General features: G+C 60.7%; 14 protein-coding genes. 7 read left to right on the top strand and 7 right to left on the bottom strand.

Annotated features, from left to right (window positions below; translation table 11 throughout):
• Positions 1 to 150: 150 nt before the first annotated feature.
• Positions 151 to 2,601: a penicillin acylase family protein gene (locus ACRC4F_RS29055; RefSeq protein WP_438662393.1), complete on the bottom strand. Its 2,451-nt coding sequence runs from the start codon at positions 2,599 to 2,601 to the stop codon at positions 151 to 153.
• Positions 2,602 to 2,890: 289 nt separating this feature from the next.
• Positions 2,891 to 3,535 carry a glutathione binding-like protein gene (locus ACRC4F_RS29060; RefSeq protein ID WP_438662394.1) on the bottom strand — a complete coding sequence of 215 codons (645 nt, stop codon included), beginning with the start codon at positions 3,533 to 3,535 and terminating at the stop codon, positions 2,891 to 2,893.
• Positions 3,536 to 3,681: 146 nt separating this feature from the next.
• Between ACRC4F_RS29060 and ACRC4F_RS29065 the strand changes: the two genes are divergently transcribed.
• Positions 3,682 to 4,239, top strand: coding sequence for a cysteine hydrolase family protein (locus tag ACRC4F_RS29065; RefSeq protein ID WP_438662395.1), 558 nt, complete (start codon positions 3,682 to 3,684; stop codon positions 4,237 to 4,239).
• Between the two features lie 183 nt (positions 4,240 to 4,422).
• Here ACRC4F_RS29065 and ACRC4F_RS29070 read toward each other — a convergent pair whose 3' ends face one another.
• The 4 genes from ACRC4F_RS29070 to ACRC4F_RS29085 form a co-directional block, all read right to left on the bottom strand.
• Positions 4,423 to 4,632 carry an SEC-C metal-binding domain-containing protein gene (locus tag ACRC4F_RS29070; RefSeq protein WP_007906737.1) on the bottom strand — a complete coding sequence of 70 codons (210 nt, stop codon included), beginning with the start codon at positions 4,630 to 4,632 and terminating at the stop codon, positions 4,423 to 4,425.
• On the bottom strand, positions 4,629 to 5,123 hold the full coding sequence (locus ACRC4F_RS29075) for an LEA type 2 family protein (protein WP_438662396.1): 495 nt from the start codon (positions 5,121 to 5,123) through the stop codon (positions 4,629 to 4,631). Before ACRC4F_RS29075 ends, ACRC4F_RS29070 begins: the two co-directional genes overlap by 4 nt.
• Before the next feature lie 142 nt (positions 5,124 to 5,265).
• Complete coding sequence (locus tag ACRC4F_RS29080) at positions 5,266 to 5,742, bottom strand: YchJ family protein (protein ID WP_438662397.1); 477 nt, start codon at positions 5,740 to 5,742, stop codon at positions 5,266 to 5,268.
• Positions 5,743 to 5,746: 4 nt separating this feature from the next.
• Positions 5,747 to 6,244 carry a DUF6231 family protein gene (locus tag ACRC4F_RS29085; RefSeq protein WP_438662398.1) on the bottom strand — a complete coding sequence of 166 codons (498 nt, stop codon included), beginning with the start codon at positions 6,242 to 6,244 and terminating at the stop codon, positions 5,747 to 5,749.
• A 189-nt stretch (positions 6,245 to 6,433) separates the two neighbouring features.
• On the opposite strand from ACRC4F_RS29085, the gene ACRC4F_RS29090 reads away from it, so the two are divergent.
• The 4 genes from ACRC4F_RS29090 (at position 6,434) to ACRC4F_RS29105 (ending at position 9,110) form a co-directional block, all read left to right on the top strand.
• Positions 6,434 to 7,129 carry an OmpA family protein gene (locus ACRC4F_RS29090; protein ID WP_438662399.1) on the top strand — a complete coding sequence of 232 codons (696 nt, stop codon included), beginning with the start codon at positions 6,434 to 6,436 and terminating at the stop codon, positions 7,127 to 7,129.
• 90 nt (positions 7,130 to 7,219) lie between these two features.
• Complete coding sequence (locus tag ACRC4F_RS29095; protein WP_438662400.1) at positions 7,220 to 7,933, top strand: OmpA family protein; 714 nt, start codon at positions 7,220 to 7,222, stop codon at positions 7,931 to 7,933.
• Between the two features lie 147 nt (positions 7,934 to 8,080).
• Positions 8,081 to 8,359 carry a DUF1145 domain-containing protein gene (locus ACRC4F_RS29100; RefSeq protein ID WP_438662401.1) on the top strand — a complete coding sequence of 93 codons (279 nt, stop codon included), beginning with the start codon at positions 8,081 to 8,083 and terminating at the stop codon, positions 8,357 to 8,359.
• On the top strand, positions 8,352 to 9,110 hold the full coding sequence (locus tag ACRC4F_RS29105; protein ID WP_438662402.1) for a collagen-like triple helix repeat-containing protein: 759 nt from the start codon (positions 8,352 to 8,354) through the stop codon (positions 9,108 to 9,110). The genes ACRC4F_RS29100 and ACRC4F_RS29105 overlap by 8 nt, the downstream gene beginning before the upstream one ends.
• 183 nt (positions 9,111 to 9,293) lie before the next feature.
• Here the strand turns inward: ACRC4F_RS29105 and ACRC4F_RS29110 are convergent, their stop codons facing one another.
• A complete protein-coding gene (locus tag ACRC4F_RS29110) occupies positions 9,294 to 9,758 on the bottom strand; it encodes a CopD family protein (RefSeq protein ID WP_438662403.1) in 465 nt (154 codons plus the stop codon).
• A gap of 99 nt (positions 9,759 to 9,857) precedes the next feature.
• Here ACRC4F_RS29110 and dinG point away from each other — a divergent pair, with 99 nt between their 5' ends.
• Positions 9,858 to 12,002, top strand: coding sequence for an ATP-dependent DNA helicase DinG (gene dinG / locus ACRC4F_RS29115; RefSeq protein WP_027925648.1), 2,145 nt, complete (start codon positions 9,858 to 9,860; stop codon positions 12,000 to 12,002).
• A 95-nt stretch (positions 12,003 to 12,097) separates the two neighbouring features.
• Positions 12,098 to 14,608: a beta-galactosidase gene (locus ACRC4F_RS29120; protein WP_438662404.1), complete on the top strand. Its 2,511-nt coding sequence runs from the start codon at positions 12,098 to 12,100 to the stop codon at positions 14,606 to 14,608.
• Positions 14,609 to 14,766: the final 158 nt, after the last annotated feature.

The raw sequence follows: 14,766 nt of genomic DNA on the forward strand, positions 1-14,766 counted from the left end.
CCAGAAACGGTTAATCGGGCATTTTTATGAGTGTTCACTCGGGGCCTCCAGGTACTTGGTTTGGTTCGCACCTCCAATTTCCCGGAAAAGCCCCGAGTGAACAACCTACAGAGAGATCACAGCTAGCTCCCACATTGGAGCAGTGTGACCTTACTTGCCGGGCGTCAGGGTCAACCGCGTCTTGCCGTACACCTTGTCAAAGTTCTGCGGTTGCATCGGCAAACTCATGTATTGCCCTTTCAGCCATGGATCAATGCTGTCGAGATAATGCGGGCTCGCCGGGTTGCCGGACTGGCCGGTGCTGTTCTGCCCCATCAACGGTTCCGCCTGGCTGAAATCAACGATAAAGCGCATGGCGGGTGCCAGCGTGGTGTTGAAATCCTGACCCCAGGTGAATGCCGCCGTGTTCAGCGTCGTGTGATCGCCCCCTGCCGCCAATGGACCGCGAACGGTCTGGCCGGCGGCATTCTTCCATTCATAGCGGTGCAATTTGCCCCACTGCCAGGCTTTGTGATCGCCACCCAATTGGCTGTCGCCGGCGCTGATCGCAGACGCCAGACTGCGGGCGAGGATCGCCGGTTTGTCTTCTTTCTGTGGCGTGCGAGCGTCATCCCAGAACGGACTGTCCTCACGGCCCAGCAAGTGATCGGCTTGCGCGGCGTAGGACAACTTACCGTTGGCGATAAAGGCTTTCCACGCCGGGCTGCTTTCCGGGCCCAGTTCATCGAGGAAGATTTGCTTGGTGCTTTCCTGCAGGAACAGCTCGTAGATCGCCGCATCCGCGGAGGTCGGGCTGAGTTTGCCGTCGAACGCCATCAAGCGGGTAAACGCCTCGCGTGCCTTGCCGCGATCGGCCACCGGCAGCGCTTCGATGGCCTGTTTGAGCGGCTGGGACATGCCCGGAGCTTCAAACATTTTCTTCAGTTTGGCGGCGAACGTCGTGGTCTGGTCGTATTGCATCGCAATCACGCTGCGCGTGTCGTGTTTGCCCACGCCCGCCAGCTCTGCGAGGCGCTCGCCACGCTCAGGTGCCGACCAGGAATTAGACAACTGCATGCCGTAGCCATGGGGAATGACCCGCTGGTTGGCGGTGCCGAGCCAGCCTTGGGCCGGGTCCTGGTCGTACGGGTGCAGCATCGGGTCGGCGTAACCGTCCCAGTCGTAGCGACCTTCCCAGCCGGGCGACGGCAGCAGGCCTTCGCCTTCGCGACGGTTCGGGTAACGCCCGGTGACTTGCCAGCCGATGTTGCTGGCGTCGGCGAACACCAGGTTCAGGGCGATGGCGCGGATTTCACGGCTGGCGTCCGAGGCTTTCTCGACGTTCTGCGCCCTGGACAGGTCGAAAAACGCGTCCAGGGTTTTGTCGTCGGTGAAGGTCGGCGTTTGCAAGGCCAGGCCGAAACCATTGGCCAGTGTCGTGCCCTGGGCGCTGTTGAGCAGTGGGCCGTGGCGGGTTTCGTACACGACTTCGCGAATCGGCCGCTGGCCTTTGACGAAGTAGGTTTCGTTGCGCACGATTGCCGGCTGCCATTTGCCGCCGACTTCATACGTCAGACCGTTGCCCTGGCGTTTGATTTTTTCCAAGAACAGGTCCTGGTTGTCGCCCATGACCGAGGTCATGCTCCACGCCACTTTGCCGTTGAAACCGCCGAGCACCATAGGCAAACCGGCAATCGTCACGCCAGAGGCCTGGTATTTAGGCGCGCGAATCTGCACGTAGCTGAACAACGACGGCACGCCCAACGGGCTATGGCTGTCGCTGGCCAGCAGGCTTTTGCCACTGCGGCTGCGTTGCGGGCCGATGGCCCAGTTGTTCGATGAGGTGGCGCCCAACAGATTCAGGTCGGACAGTTGTCCGGTGGCTTTGTTGATCTCGGCCAGGCCCGGGATGGCGCCATTGAGCTTGATGCCCTGAAGTTTCTCGGCTTCGGCCAGCGGCAGTTTTTCGTCGGGCGCGGACGGCGTCAACCAGCCGAGTTTGTCGGTGGTGACGGTCTGGGCCAGCATCAGCGCAGCAATTTCTTCCGGCAGGTTGGCGGACTGGCTGAAATTCAACAGGCAGAAAATCAGCGCCGAATCTTCCGGTTGCCAGTATTCAGGCTTGTAACCGGTGGCCATGAGATCGGCCGGCAGCTTGTCGCGGTAGCGGAACAGGTAGGCGTTGACGCCACGCGCATAGACTTCGAAGAAACGTTTAAGACGCGGCGACGACGCTTTATATAGCTCGCCGGCGCTTTTCTTCAGGTTGACGGCGCGCATGTAGCGGTCGGCGTCCAGCAGGTCCGAACCGGACATCTCCGACAAACGGCCCTGGGCCAGCAAGCGCAGGGTGACCATTTGCGTGATGCGGTCGCTGGCGTGGACGTAGCCGAGGGCGAACAACGCGTCGTGGAAGCTGTTGCTTTCGATCAGCGGCATGCCCATGGCATTGCGGCGCACCGAAACGTTCTGCGCCAGACCCTTGAGCGGCTGTACGCCGGTGGTTGGCGGGAGGGTGTCCTGGGTGTTCCAGGTCTGACAACCGGTCAGGCTCAAAACACCGGCCACTGCTGCGGCAACGCCGAACCGGGGAAGAAAATGTGTAAGGGCTGGCGAGGCCATGGCAAAGCTCCTGCGGGGGTAGAGGCGCAATAAAGGCGCTACGTTAGAGAGCAGGAGGAGGGCGCGCAAGCGGGGTATCAGGTTATTTCAGGATTTGTCCGATAAACCACAATTCCAAGTCGTAATACTGCTCACATAAGCGCGGGCCTCCACATTTGTGGCGAGGGGATTTATCCCCGTTGGGTCGCGAAGCGGCCCCAGAATCCATTCACAGACCGAGTTGCCGGATTCACGACTGCTTCGCAGCCGAACGGGGATAAATCCCCTCGCCACAGAGTTGGCGTCGGGGTCAGGGTTTTGGTGGGTTGACCTTGGCCGCCAGGGCATACGCCTTCACCGTCGCCGGACGGTTCTGGATGTGGTTGAACCAGCGCAGCACGTTCGGGAAATCCTCAAGGTTCTGACTCTGCCATTTGTGGGAAACGATCCACGGGTAAATCGCCATGTCGGCAATGCTGTACTCGCTGCCGGCGACAAATTCATTGTTGGCCAGTTGCTTGTCCAAAACCCCGTACAGGCGGGCGGTTTCATCGATATAGCGCTTGATCGCGTAAGGGATTTTCTCGGGCGCGAACTGGCTGAAGTGATGATTTTGCCCGGCCATCGGCCCCAGGCCGCCCATCTGCCAGAACAACCATTGCAGCGCTTGTTGGCGACCGCGCAGGTCTTTGGGCAGAAACTGGCCGGTCTTCTCCGCCAGGTACAGCAAAATCGCCCCCGACTCGAACACCGACAGCGGTTCACCACCATCAACAGGCTCATGGTCGACGATGGCCGGGATTCTGTTGTTCGGGGAGATTTTCAGAAAGTGCGGCTGGAACTGCTCGTTCTGGCTGATGTTGATCGGGTGCACGTTGTACGGCAGGCCGGCTTCTTCCAGGAAAATCGAGATTTTGTGGCCATTGGGGGTGGTCCAGTAATACAGGTCGATCATGAAGTGCTCCACATCAAGATTCGTCGATAGGGTCGGACAGCGACCGCGAGCATCAGGTCGTCCTGTTTGCATTCGATGGCTTGTCTGTAAGAGGAGGTGATGCTGAAGTGCGTGAAATTCAATGACCTCGTGTGAGAAAAGTCGGCATGGAGCTTAAGACCAACGCAGCACTGATCATCATCGACCAACAAAAAGGCATCCTGCATCCCAGACTCGGTCGTCGAAATAATCCTCAGGCCGAAGAGAGGATTCTCGATTTGTTGGGGCATTGGCGGCAAACCGGGCGGCCGGTGATTCATGTGCAGCACCTGTCCCGCTCACCGGATTCAGTGTTCTGGCCGCTACAGGCGGGGGTGGAGATTCAGGAACGTTTCCAGCCGATGGCCGGCGAGCAGTTGATTTCCAAACAGGTGCCGGATGCGTTTTGTGCGACGGGGCTGGAGGCGAGTTTGCGAGAGGCGCGGATCGAGCAGTTGATCATTGTTGGTGTTGCGACCCACAACTCGGTGGAGTCCACGGCACGAACGGCGGGGAATCTGGGGTTTGACGCGTGGGTGGCGGAGGATGCGTGCTTTACGTTCGACAAGGCCGATTATTTTGGCACTGCGCATTCAGCAGAGGAAGTGCATGCGATGTCGCTGGGGAATTTGCACGGGGAATATGCGACGGTGGTCAGCACCGCTCGCATCTTGAACGCTGACTGACAATCCCTGTGGGAGCGAGCCTGCTCCGGGCGGCGTTCCGACGATGGCGGTGTAACTGACACATTGATGGTGAATGTGCCGACGTCATCGCGAGCAGGCTCGCTCCCACATTGGTTCTATGTACGACGTAGAGCCTGCTCGCGATGGCGATTCAACCGGCGAAGACGCTCTTCGCCCGAAGCATCAAGCGCCGTGGCACTTCTTGAATTTCTTGCCGTTGCCGCACGGGCAAGGGTCGTTGCGGCCGACGTCTTTCAGGGCGTTGCGCACCGGTTCCTGGTGGGCGTGGCCGCAGTTCGGGCCGTGGACATGGCCATGGTCGTGATCATGGTGGTCGTGATGATCATGATCGTGGTTGCAGTCAGGGCCATGGACATGGGGTTGCTGGGTCATCGGTTTTGCTCCGGAATTAAATCGGCGGGGATTATCACGCCATTGCGCGCCAGGTGCACGTAGTGCGCGATGAATAAACCGGTTTCCATTTCACCTTCCAGCCTATAGGGGATCTGCTGATCAGGTTTTTTCAGCATTTTCACCACGTCCCGCACCTTGGGCCACAGGTTGGTGCGGATCGGCACCTTGAAATAGGCACTGCGTTTGGGGCCGACGGTAAACCAGTGTTCATGCTCGCCTTCGGCCAGCAGCATGTCGCCCAGGTGAATGCGGTATTCGAGGCCGCGCACCGTAAGGTCGCTGTCGTTGGGGTTGTCGACGCGAAAATGCAGGATGAATTTCTGCTCCATCAACTTGGCTCGGACCACTTCGACCTTGACCAGATGCACTTGCGGATCGGGCAGATCGTCACCGAACCAGGAGGCGCAGCCGCCGAGCCCGAGAAACAGGAGCAGGGTAAGCATCTGTAACACGCGCCGCTGGGTGGTCATGGTGACGTCTCCTTGTAGGAGCGAGGCTTGCCCGCGAAGAAGGTCCCCCCGATCCTTCAGGGGTATCGCGTGATCGTTCTTCGCGGGCAAGCCTCGCTCCTACGGGGCGGGCAGGCTTCGCCAGCGGGCTACAGGGATCACCTCAACTGCCGAAATACCCCGCACAACACTTCTTGAATTTCTGCCCGCTGGCACACGGGCAGGCATCGTTGCGTCCGGCCTTGAGTTGCACGGTGGGGTCGATGAAATACCAGTGCCCGGCGTTCTGCACGAACGAGGAGCGCTCACGATGGCTGTGTTCACCGCTACCGTCATGCCAGCGTGCGGTGAACGTGACGAACGCGTGTTCCGGCTGTCCGCCGAATACCTCGGAGCTTTCCACTTCCAGGCCCAGCCAGGTGCTTTGCGCACTCCAGTCAGTGATGGACTGACGATCCAGGCCGGTCTGTTGGGCGGGCAGGGTGGTCGCCACCAGATAGTCGATCAGCCCCAGCACGTAGGCGCTGTAGCGCGAGCGCATCAAGGCTTCGGCACACGGCGCCGGATGCCCGGCATGGTAATGGCCGCAGCAGGCATCAAGCAGGGTGCCGCTGCCGCAAGGGCAAATGGATGTACTCATTGCATTACCACCAATATTTCCCGAAGTTTTCCGGATTGGCCCAGAATCGTGAATTGAGCCAGTCGGGCACCTGTTTATAGTCAAGCAGATCGTAGGTGAACAATGTCAGCACTTGGTCTTCGCGCTGGAAGCGTTCACTGGCCTGCAAGGCCAGGGAGAAAAAATCCGTCTCTTGCCAACCGCAGGCCGGCAAATCCGCCAGCACCGCAATGCGACTGGCGTTGAGGTTGCGTATCCCGCCTAACAAATTCAGACCGTCGCGCTTTGGCAGGTGTTCAAGGCAATCGACCACCAGTGCAAGATCAAAGCGACGCGCCGCCAGTTCGGCTGGCAGCGGCCCGGGCTCAGCAAGGGCGACGCAACAATCCGGATGCGCGAGCTTGAATGCCGCAAGTGCGGGAAATTCGCTGGCGCCGATTAACAACAGGCGCGCGGGGGCGTATCGATCAAGTAAAGCGGCCAACGCCTGCTGTGGCGTGCGCGAAGAAATACCTGCAATCATCAGAGATCCTCAATCAGAGCACCAAGACTAGCCTGCCCAAACGTCCGGGCCTAGAGCGGGTTTGCCTTAAAAGCGGCGATCTGCCGTGAACATGGGGCAAAACAGCAATGGCCTATTGCTGGCGGAGATTAAAACTCCGGTCTTTACTCCCTGAATCGGTTCTAAGCCGATCCCTCAGGAGAAACCTAGATGAGCATAGTTCGGACAGCATTACCCTTGGTTCTGCTAACCAGTGTGTTGACTGGTTGCGCAGGTTTGCAGAAAACCGACTGGCCGACCTGTGCGGCGGTCGGTGGTGTCGTTGGTGCGGGTCTCGGCGCGACCGAGAGTTCGGCATGGGCGGGGTATGGCGCGCTGCTGGTCGGCGGCACGGCAGCGGCCTATTGCTGGGTTCACGGTGATGGAGACGAAGACGGCGATGGTGTGCCGGATAGCCGCGACAAGTGCCCGGGTACGCCTAGAGGCGTGCAGGTCGATGCCGACGGTTGCCCTCCACCGGTGCCTGCGCCAGTGGTCGAAGAGGCCGTGGTGGTCAAGGAAGAAGTCATCGTCATCCGCGATGTTCACTTCCAGTTCGACAAAGCCACGCTCACGCCTTCCGATAAAGATGTACTCAACACAATCGCTACTCGCCTGAAGCAGGAAGCCAGCACTGCGCAGTTGACCGTGACCGGTCACACCGACAGCGTGGGCAGTGATGCCTACAACCAGAAACTGTCGGACCGTCGCGCGCACTCGGTGGTGGAATACCTGATTTCCCAAGGCGTGCCACGCAGCAGCTTCGTGTCTGTAGCCGGTGCCGGTGAAAGCCAGCCGGTTGCCGATAACAAAACTGCTGACGGCCGTGCGTTGAACCGCCGCACGGAAATCAAAATCAACCGCTAGGCCCCATCCGCTCCGCGGCTTGTGCAGTCGCGGATGCGGGTCTTTACTCCTGTGTAACCGGTATGGGCCGGTGACACAGGAGCTTTCCATATGAGCGTTCTCACACGGACCGTCTTGCCGGTTCTGCTAATAGGCAGCCTGTTGACCGGTTGCGCAACTCACAGCGATGGCACTGCCCCCCTCAATCAACGTACCTGGCCAATCTGCAGCGTCATCGGCGGACTGGTCGGCGGAGGCCTGGGCGCGATTGAAAGTGCCGGCTGGGCAGGCGGTGGAGCAGCGCTCGGTATCTTGACCGGTGGCTTGATCTGTTACGCCCAGGATGGCGATGAGGACGACGACGGCGTTTTTGATCGGCGTGATCGCTGCCCCGATACGCCCGCCAACACGCCTGTCGAACATCATGGTTGTCCACTGCCGCAATATCCGGCCAGGGTCAAACCTGTCGAAGTGGTGCAACCCGAAGTCATCACCCTGCCCGGCGACGTACTGTTTGCCTTCAACAAGTCTGACCTGACTTCCTCCGCGCAGAGCCAGCTGGATGCGCTGATGGACAAACTGCAAAACGCCGATGTGGTGAGCATCAAGGTGATCGGCCATACCGACAGCGTGGGTTCGGATGAATACAACCAGGCGCTCTCGGAGCGCCGCGCCAGCAGCGTGGCCGCCTATCTGTTGAGCCAGGGTCTGGCACCGAACAAACTCACCAGCGAGGGCAAGGGCGAAAGTCAGCCGGTCGCTGATAACGAAACGGATGAAGGACGCGCGAAAAACCGTCGGGTCGAGTTGCACATTAATCGCTAAGCCCCGAACTAGAGCCGTCGGACAACGATTGCGGTTGATCCGACGGCCATTCGGCAGCCTTCATGAAGATTTTTCTGTTGCCCTCTGGCTTATCCCTCGCGGAAGCCGTTACTGTGCGCGCAAAGAATAATTCTCAATGGGGGGCGTATGAAGGTGATCTGGGGGCTGGGGAAGTTGTTGACCCTGCTGTTCTGGCTGGTGGTGCTGGTCAATCTGCTGATGCCGTTCGTGAATCCGCTGCACCAGATGGTCGACCTGGCCGGCGGCGTGTTGGCGTCCCTTCATCTGCTTGAGGCGGTGTTCTGTTTCCGCAGCCTCAGGGGGCGCGCCCACCCTTGGCGTGATCGCTTGAAGATCCTGTTTTTCGGCGTATTCCACCTGCAAACCCTCCCGGCTCCGACCGCATCGAAGGCTTCCCATGCGTAAACTCTGTCTGCTCGCTGCACTCATCAGCCCATTGGCCTGCGCTCAGGTGGTCAGTGTCGAAACCAATTCGTTGATGCGCTTGCCCAATACCGCCAGCACCTTGCAGCTTGAACGCCTGGAAGTCGCCGATTACGGCACCTTGTTGATCCCGTCGAACGTGACTGAAGTGACCGTCGGCGAATTGCATCTGGGGCGCGAGGCGCGGATCGCCATCGTGCCGAGTGAACTGGCACTGGAACTGAAAGTCAGCCGTGCCGAGTTGTCCGAAGGCAGCCAGATCACGGCTCGCGGGGCGCCAGGAACTTACCTAAAGGCCGCCCGCTCGGGACGCAATCTGAATCTGCAGATCAAGGCACTGAATGCACCGCAGTTGTCGGTAGACGCTCGCGGTGGTGCGGGCGCGCCAGGTTTTGTCGGCCTCGACGGGGCCAACGGTCAGGCACCGGGTTGCACCTGGGGCCAGGCGGGGCGCGGTGCCGATGGCAGCAATGGCAGTGATGGCCAGCCGGGCGCACCCGGTGCGTTGGTCAGGCTGGAAGTGCCACGTGATTTCCCGGCGGATCGGATCAAGGTTCAAGTGGCGGGCGGTGCCGGTGGCATTGCAGGGCCTGGCGGCAAGCCGGGTGCCGGCGGCAAGGCCAAGGGCTGCTTCGTTTACGAGGCCGATGGCGGCAAAAGCGGTCGTCCAGGCGTTGACGGACAGCCGGGGCCAGCGGGTGCATCGGGTGCGGTAACCGTACAGCGCCTCTAAGAACGACCAAGAACTATGTGGTGAGGGGACTTTGTGGCGAGGGGACTTGTCCCCGTTGGAGCGCGCAGCGGTCCCCATCATTTCTACAAATACACCGCACTCACAGGTTTTACGACTGCTTCGCAGCCGAACGGGGTGATGCGGCATTCCGACAAGTCCCCTCGCCACAAAGGCTGCGGGGCTTTAGAACATCGGTCTGGCCGCAGCAATCGCCACCAGCACCAACCCGACAATCAGGTTGATCCCCACCAATTTACGAATCTTCCCCAGCGTCGCAGCCCCGGTCGGCCAATCCTGCGCCGTCACCGCCGTGCGCAACTCCGGCAGCAGCAATGCCTGAATCCGGATAAACAGCGCCGTCATCACCACATACAACCCCATCATGACCTGCACATAACGCGGCGCCATTTCAAACCCGGCGTACTGCAAATGAATCATCCCCACGCCGCTGATCGGCAATAGCACCACCGCCACCCAGACCCAGCGGAAAAAACCTTGAAACACTTCCACCCACAGCTTTAACCGAGCCGGACCTTCCAGGGCCTTCATCGCCGCGGGCCGCAAGACCATCCAGGCGAAAAACATGCCGCCGACCCACACCAGGGCGGACAGGACATGCAGGGTGTAAACGATGCCAAAAGGTGTCATTGGGGTACTCCGTTCTGCGCGGGATTAATTAGCGCGGTATGATAGCCGCCGAACCGAACCACTGAAAATTTATCCAGCGTTTTTTGCGCCCGACAATCCATGATCAGCACTGAACTCAAAACCACGATCCAGGGCGCCTACTCGCGTTTTCTAGAGGCCAAGAGCCTCAAACCGCGCTACGGCCAACGCCTGATGATCGCCGAAATTGCCAAAGTCCTCGGTGACATCGACACCGACGACGAAGGCCGGCGCAGTGGCGACCCCGCGATTGTCGCGGTGGAAGCCGGCACCGGTACCGGTAAAACCGTGGCCTACAGCCTGGCGGCGATCCCCACCGCCAAGGCGGCCGGCAAACGCCTGGTGATTGCCACGGCCACCGTGGCCCTGCAAGAGCAGATCGTCTACAAGGATCTGCCCGACCTGATGCGCAACAGCGGGCTGAATTTCAGCTTCGCCCTGGCCAAGGGCCGCGGGCGCTACATGTGCCTGTCCAAGCTCGACATGTTGCTCCAGGAGGGGCACGCGCAAACCGCCACGGCGCAGCTGTTTGAAGAAGAAGGTTTCAAGATCGAAGTCGATGAGGCCAGCCAGAAGCTGTTTACCAGCATGATCGAGAAGTTGGCCGGCAATAAATGGGACGGCGACCGCGACAGTTGGTCCACCGCCCTGGAAGACGCCGACTGGGCGCGCCTGACCACCGATCACAGCCAATGCACCAACCGTCATTGCCCGAACTTCGGCCAGTGCGCCTTCTACAAGGCCCGCGAAGGTATGGGCAAGGTTGACGTGATCGTCACCAACCACGACATGGTCCTGGCCGATCTGGCATTGGGCGGCGGTGCCGTACTGCCGGATCCGCGCGACACCATCTATGTGTTCGACGAAGGCCACCACCTGCCGGACAAGGCGATCGGCCACTTCGCCCATTACACGCGCCTGCGCTCCACCGCTGACTGGCTGGAAACCACCGCCAAGAACCTCACCAAATTGCTGGCCCAGCATCCGCTGCCGGGTGATCTGGGCAAGTTGATCGAGCAGGTGCCGGAACTGGCCCGCGAGATCAAGACCCAGCAGCAGTTCATGTTCACCGCCTGCGAGCAGGTCGCCGATTTCAAACCCGGCGAAGATGTCGAAGGTCGCGAGCGGCCGCGTCATCGCTTCGTCGGCGGGGTGATTCCCGAGCACATGCGCGAAATGGGCGTCGAGTTGAAGAAGGGCTTCGCCCGTCTGACCGACCTGTTCACCCGGCTCACTGAACTGCTCAAGGAAGGCATGGATGGCGAGGTCAACATCGGCATCGCCAGCAACCAGGCCGAAGAGTGGTATCCGCTGTTCGGCAGCCTGTTGTCGCGCTCTTCGGGCAACTGGGAGTTGTGGGTCGCATTCACCGCCGAGGACCCGGAAGACAACCCGCCCATGGCCCGTTGGCTGACCCTGGCCGAAAGCGGCTCGTTGTTCGACATCGAGGTCAACGCCAGCCCGATCCTCGCGGCGGAGATGCTCCGGCGCAATCTGTGGAACGTGGCCTACGGCGCGCTGGTGACCTCGGCTACCCTGACCGCACTCGGCACGTTCGACCGTTTTCGTATGCGCGCCGGCCTACCGAAAAAAGCCGTGACCGCCGTGGTCCCGAGCCCCTTCCATCACGCCGACGCCGGTGTGTTGCGGGTGCCGGACCTGAAAGCCGACCCGCGTGATGCGCCGGCTCACACCGCGGCGATCATTCGTGATCTGCCACAACTGGTGGAAGGTTCGCGGGGCACCCTGGTGCTGTTCTCCTCCCGCAAACAGATGCAGGACGTGTTCGACGGCCTCGACCGTGACTGGCGCAAGCAAGTGTTCATTCAAGGCAACCTGTCGAAGCAGGAAACCCTGAACAAGCACAAGGCGCGGGTTGATGGCGGAGACTCCAGCGTGCTGTTCGGTCTGGCGAGTTTTGCCGAAGGGGTCGACTTGCCCGGCGCGTATTGCGAGCATGTGGTAATCGCGAAGATTCCGTTCTCGGTGCCCGATGACCCGGTCGAGGCGGCGCTGGCGGAATGGATCGAAGCCCGTGGCGGTAATCCGTTCATGGAAATCTCCGTGCCGGATGCCTCGCTGAAACTGGTCCAGGCCTGCGGTCGCTTGCTGCGCACCGAAGAAGACCGCGGCACCATCACCCTGCTGGATCGGCGCCTGGTCACCCAGCGTTACGGCAAAGCGATCCTCAACGCATTGCCGCCATTCCGTCGCGAAATTTCCTGAAACACCGGTGGGCTTTTTAGCCCGCCGCGTTGTCTATCTTTCAGCCACCGCTTTTCCATTGGCCCATTAGGGTCGTTAGGGAGAACCACGTTCCTATGATTCGCCGTTCGTTGCCTGCTGTTTTTGCCCTGATGTTCGCAGCCCCGTTGCTGGCAGCCCCTGCCGGCCAGCAAACGCTGTTCAATTTTGTGCGCCCCGCCGATGTGGTCCAGGTGGCGACTCAGGATGCCAGCCTGCCGCAATCCAACGCGGAGCAAACGGCCGAAGGCGAAGTGCTGCGTCGGGTGACGTTCAACCCCGTGGCGCAACCGACCTTGCGCCTCACCCCGCAAACCGGCGCCTGGGACTGGTCGCAGTCAGGTGTGATGAGCTTGCGCATCCAGAGCGCGATGGACTGGGCCGTGACCCTGTACGTGAAAATCCAGAGCAACGATGGCAAGACGCTGATCAGTCGTGTCGATTTGCCGGCCGGACCGGCGCAGACCCTGCTGGTGCCACTGCAGCCGAGTTCGCCGCTGAGCCAGGGCATGAAGGCCGGACCGCCGATGCCGATGACGTTTGACGGTCAACGCGTGTTGCTGGCCAGCAGCGCCGGTGAGCTGGACCGCAGTCAGGTGGTGTCGGTCACGTTGTCGATGGATCAGCCGAAAGTGGCTCAAAGTATCTTGCTTGAGCGCTTCGGCGTGCAGGACGGTGAAGCGGTGACCAAGGCGGCTTATGGCGGTCTGGTGGACACCTACGGTCAATCGACCCGGGCCAAATGGCCGGAAAAGGTCGGTAGCGATGAGCAACTGAAAAGCGCCGCCGCCAAGGAACAGCAACAAACCAACACGTGGCTCGCTGAGCGCCAGAAGTTGTCCCTGGACAAGTTCGGCGGCTTGAATAAAGGCCCTGTGTTCAAGGCCAGCGGTTTTTTCCGCACTGAAAAGCGTGACGGTCGCTGGTATCTGGTGACCCCGGAAGGGCATCCGTTCTATTCGCTGGGGGTCAACACCGTGACCCCGGACGTCAACCAGACCTACATCGCCGGTCGCGAGTGGATGTTCGAATCCCTGCCAAAACCGGACGAACCGCTGGCCAGCCATTATGGCGAAGGCGACAACCGTGGTGGCAATGGCGCCGATCAGGGCCGAGGCTATAACGCCGGGCGCTGGTACGACTTCTACGGCGCCAACTTGCAGCGCCTGTATGGCGAACCTTGCACGCTGGGCAGCGATACCAAGGCAGGCGTCGCCGAAGCGGCCAAAGCCGATGCGGTCGAGGCCACCGCCGAAAAGGCCGCCGAGCAACCTGTCGCGCCAACGACTGCCGAATCCGGTGTCGCCGAAGCCGCCAAGACCGGTGCAGTCGAAGCCTCCGCCGCGAAAGCTGTTGAGCAAGCCCCCGCCGAACCTTGCAAAGCGGTGGTTGATGAAAAACGCTGGACCCACCACACCCTGGATCGCCTGCAAGCCTGGGGTTTCAACACCGTCGGCAACTGGAGCGCCCCGGCGCTGGCCAATGCTGACCGTGTGCCGTACACATTGCCGCTGTCGATCGTCGGCGATTACGCCAGCATCAGCACCGGCACCGATTGGTGGGGCGGCATGCCCGACCCGTTCGACCCGCGTTTCGCCATGGCCACCGAACGCGCCGTGGCGATCGCCGCCCGCGATCATCGCGACGATCCTTGGCTGATCGGTTACTTCGCCGACAACGAGCTGGCCTGGGCTGGCCCCGGCGACGATCCGAAAGCCCGTTACGCACTGGCGTATGGCACCTTGAAAATGACCACCGACGTGCCGGCCAAACGGGCGTTCCTCAAGCAATTGCGCGACAAGTACCGCAACCAGGCCGGTCTTTCCAAGGCGTGGGGCATTGACTTGCCTGCCTGGGAGTTGATGGAAGATCCGGGCTTCGTGCCGCCCCTGCCGAATGCCGCACACCCGGAAATCGAGGCTGACTTCAAATACTTCCAGAAGGTCTTCGCCGATACCTACTTCAAGACCCTTTCCGATTCGCTCAAGTGGCACGCGCCGAACCAGCTGTTGCTGGGCGGTCGCTTTGCCATCAGCACCCCGGAAGCCGTGGAGTCCTGCGCGCAATATTGCGACGTGGTGAGTTTCAACATGTATACCCTGAAACCGCAGGACGGCTATGACTTCGCCAAATTGCGCGGCCTGGACAAACCGGTGCTGATCACCGAGTTCAACTTCGGCTCCGCCGATCGGGGCCCGTTCTGGGGCGGCGTGACGCAACTGGCCAAGGAAGAAGACCGTGGGCCGGCGTATGCCAACTTCCTCAAGCAAGCATTGAGCGAACCGTCGATTGTTGGCGTGCACTGGTTTCAATACCTCGATCAACCCGTGACCGGTCGCCTGCTGGATGGCGAGAACGGTCATTTTGGTCTCGTAGGCATCACCGATCTGCCTTTCCAGGGCTTCGTCGACAGCGTGCGCAAGAGCAACCTGGCGACCGTCGATCAGTTGGGTAAAGAGGCCGAGAAGGCGAGGACTGAAGCGGATAAAGCCAGCCATGCAGCCGAGGGCGGACGAAAGGCTGACGCTGGCAAAGGTACGGGCCAAGGTGCCGGCCATGCGGGCGGGCATTCTGCCAATGGCCACTGAGTCCTGTCAGACCGCGTAATCGTTCATCGTCGGATCGCCGCCCGGAGCCGGCTCGCTCCCACAGGTTCACGCTGGACCATTGTGGGAGCGAGCCTGCTCGCGATGGCGTCCGCCAAGGCGCCACAGATATCTGATCCAATCCATGGGCAACCGACCGC

This window comes from Pseudomonas sp. (assembly GCF_051660785.1).
GTDB lineage: Bacteria > Pseudomonadota > Gammaproteobacteria > Pseudomonadales > Pseudomonadaceae > Aquipseudomonas.

What these genes read in the sequence shown, in the direction of transcription:
- ACRC4F_RS29055 (WP_438662393.1), bottom strand. Translation starts at nt 2,601, where the DNA reads ATGGCCTCGCCAGCCCTTACACATTTTCTTCCCCGGTTCGGCGTTGCC.
- ACRC4F_RS29060 (WP_438662394.1), bottom strand. Translation starts at nt 3,535, where the DNA reads ATGATCGACCTGTATTACTGGACCACCCCCAATGGCCACAAAATCTCG.
- ACRC4F_RS29065 (WP_438662395.1), top strand. Translation starts at nt 3,682, where the DNA reads ATGGAGCTTAAGACCAACGCAGCACTGATCATCATCGACCAACAAAAA.
- ACRC4F_RS29070 (WP_007906737.1), bottom strand. Translation starts at nt 4,632, where the DNA reads ATGACCCAGCAACCCCATGTCCATGGCCCTGACTGCAACCACGATCAT.
- ACRC4F_RS29075 (WP_438662396.1), bottom strand. Translation starts at nt 5,123, where the DNA reads ATGACCACCCAGCGGCGCGTGTTACAGATGCTTACCCTGCTCCTGTTT.
- ACRC4F_RS29080 (WP_438662397.1), bottom strand. Translation starts at nt 5,742, where the DNA reads ATGAGTACATCCATTTGCCCTTGCGGCAGCGGCACCCTGCTTGATGCC.
- ACRC4F_RS29085 (WP_438662398.1), bottom strand. Translation starts at nt 6,244, where the DNA reads ATGATTGCAGGTATTTCTTCGCGCACGCCACAGCAGGCGTTGGCCGCT.
- ACRC4F_RS29090 (WP_438662399.1), top strand. Translation starts at nt 6,434, where the DNA reads ATGAGCATAGTTCGGACAGCATTACCCTTGGTTCTGCTAACCAGTGTG.
- ACRC4F_RS29095 (WP_438662400.1), top strand. Translation starts at nt 7,220, where the DNA reads ATGAGCGTTCTCACACGGACCGTCTTGCCGGTTCTGCTAATAGGCAGC.
- ACRC4F_RS29100 (WP_438662401.1), top strand. Translation starts at nt 8,081, where the DNA reads ATGAAGGTGATCTGGGGGCTGGGGAAGTTGTTGACCCTGCTGTTCTGG.
- ACRC4F_RS29105 (WP_438662402.1), top strand. Translation starts at nt 8,352, where the DNA reads ATGCGTAAACTCTGTCTGCTCGCTGCACTCATCAGCCCATTGGCCTGC.
- ACRC4F_RS29110 (WP_438662403.1), bottom strand. Translation starts at nt 9,758, where the DNA reads ATGACACCTTTTGGCATCGTTTACACCCTGCATGTCCTGTCCGCCCTG.
- dinG (WP_027925648.1), top strand. Translation starts at nt 9,858, where the DNA reads ATGATCAGCACTGAACTCAAAACCACGATCCAGGGCGCCTACTCGCGT.
- ACRC4F_RS29120 (WP_438662404.1), top strand. Translation starts at nt 12,098, where the DNA reads ATGATTCGCCGTTCGTTGCCTGCTGTTTTTGCCCTGATGTTCGCAGCC.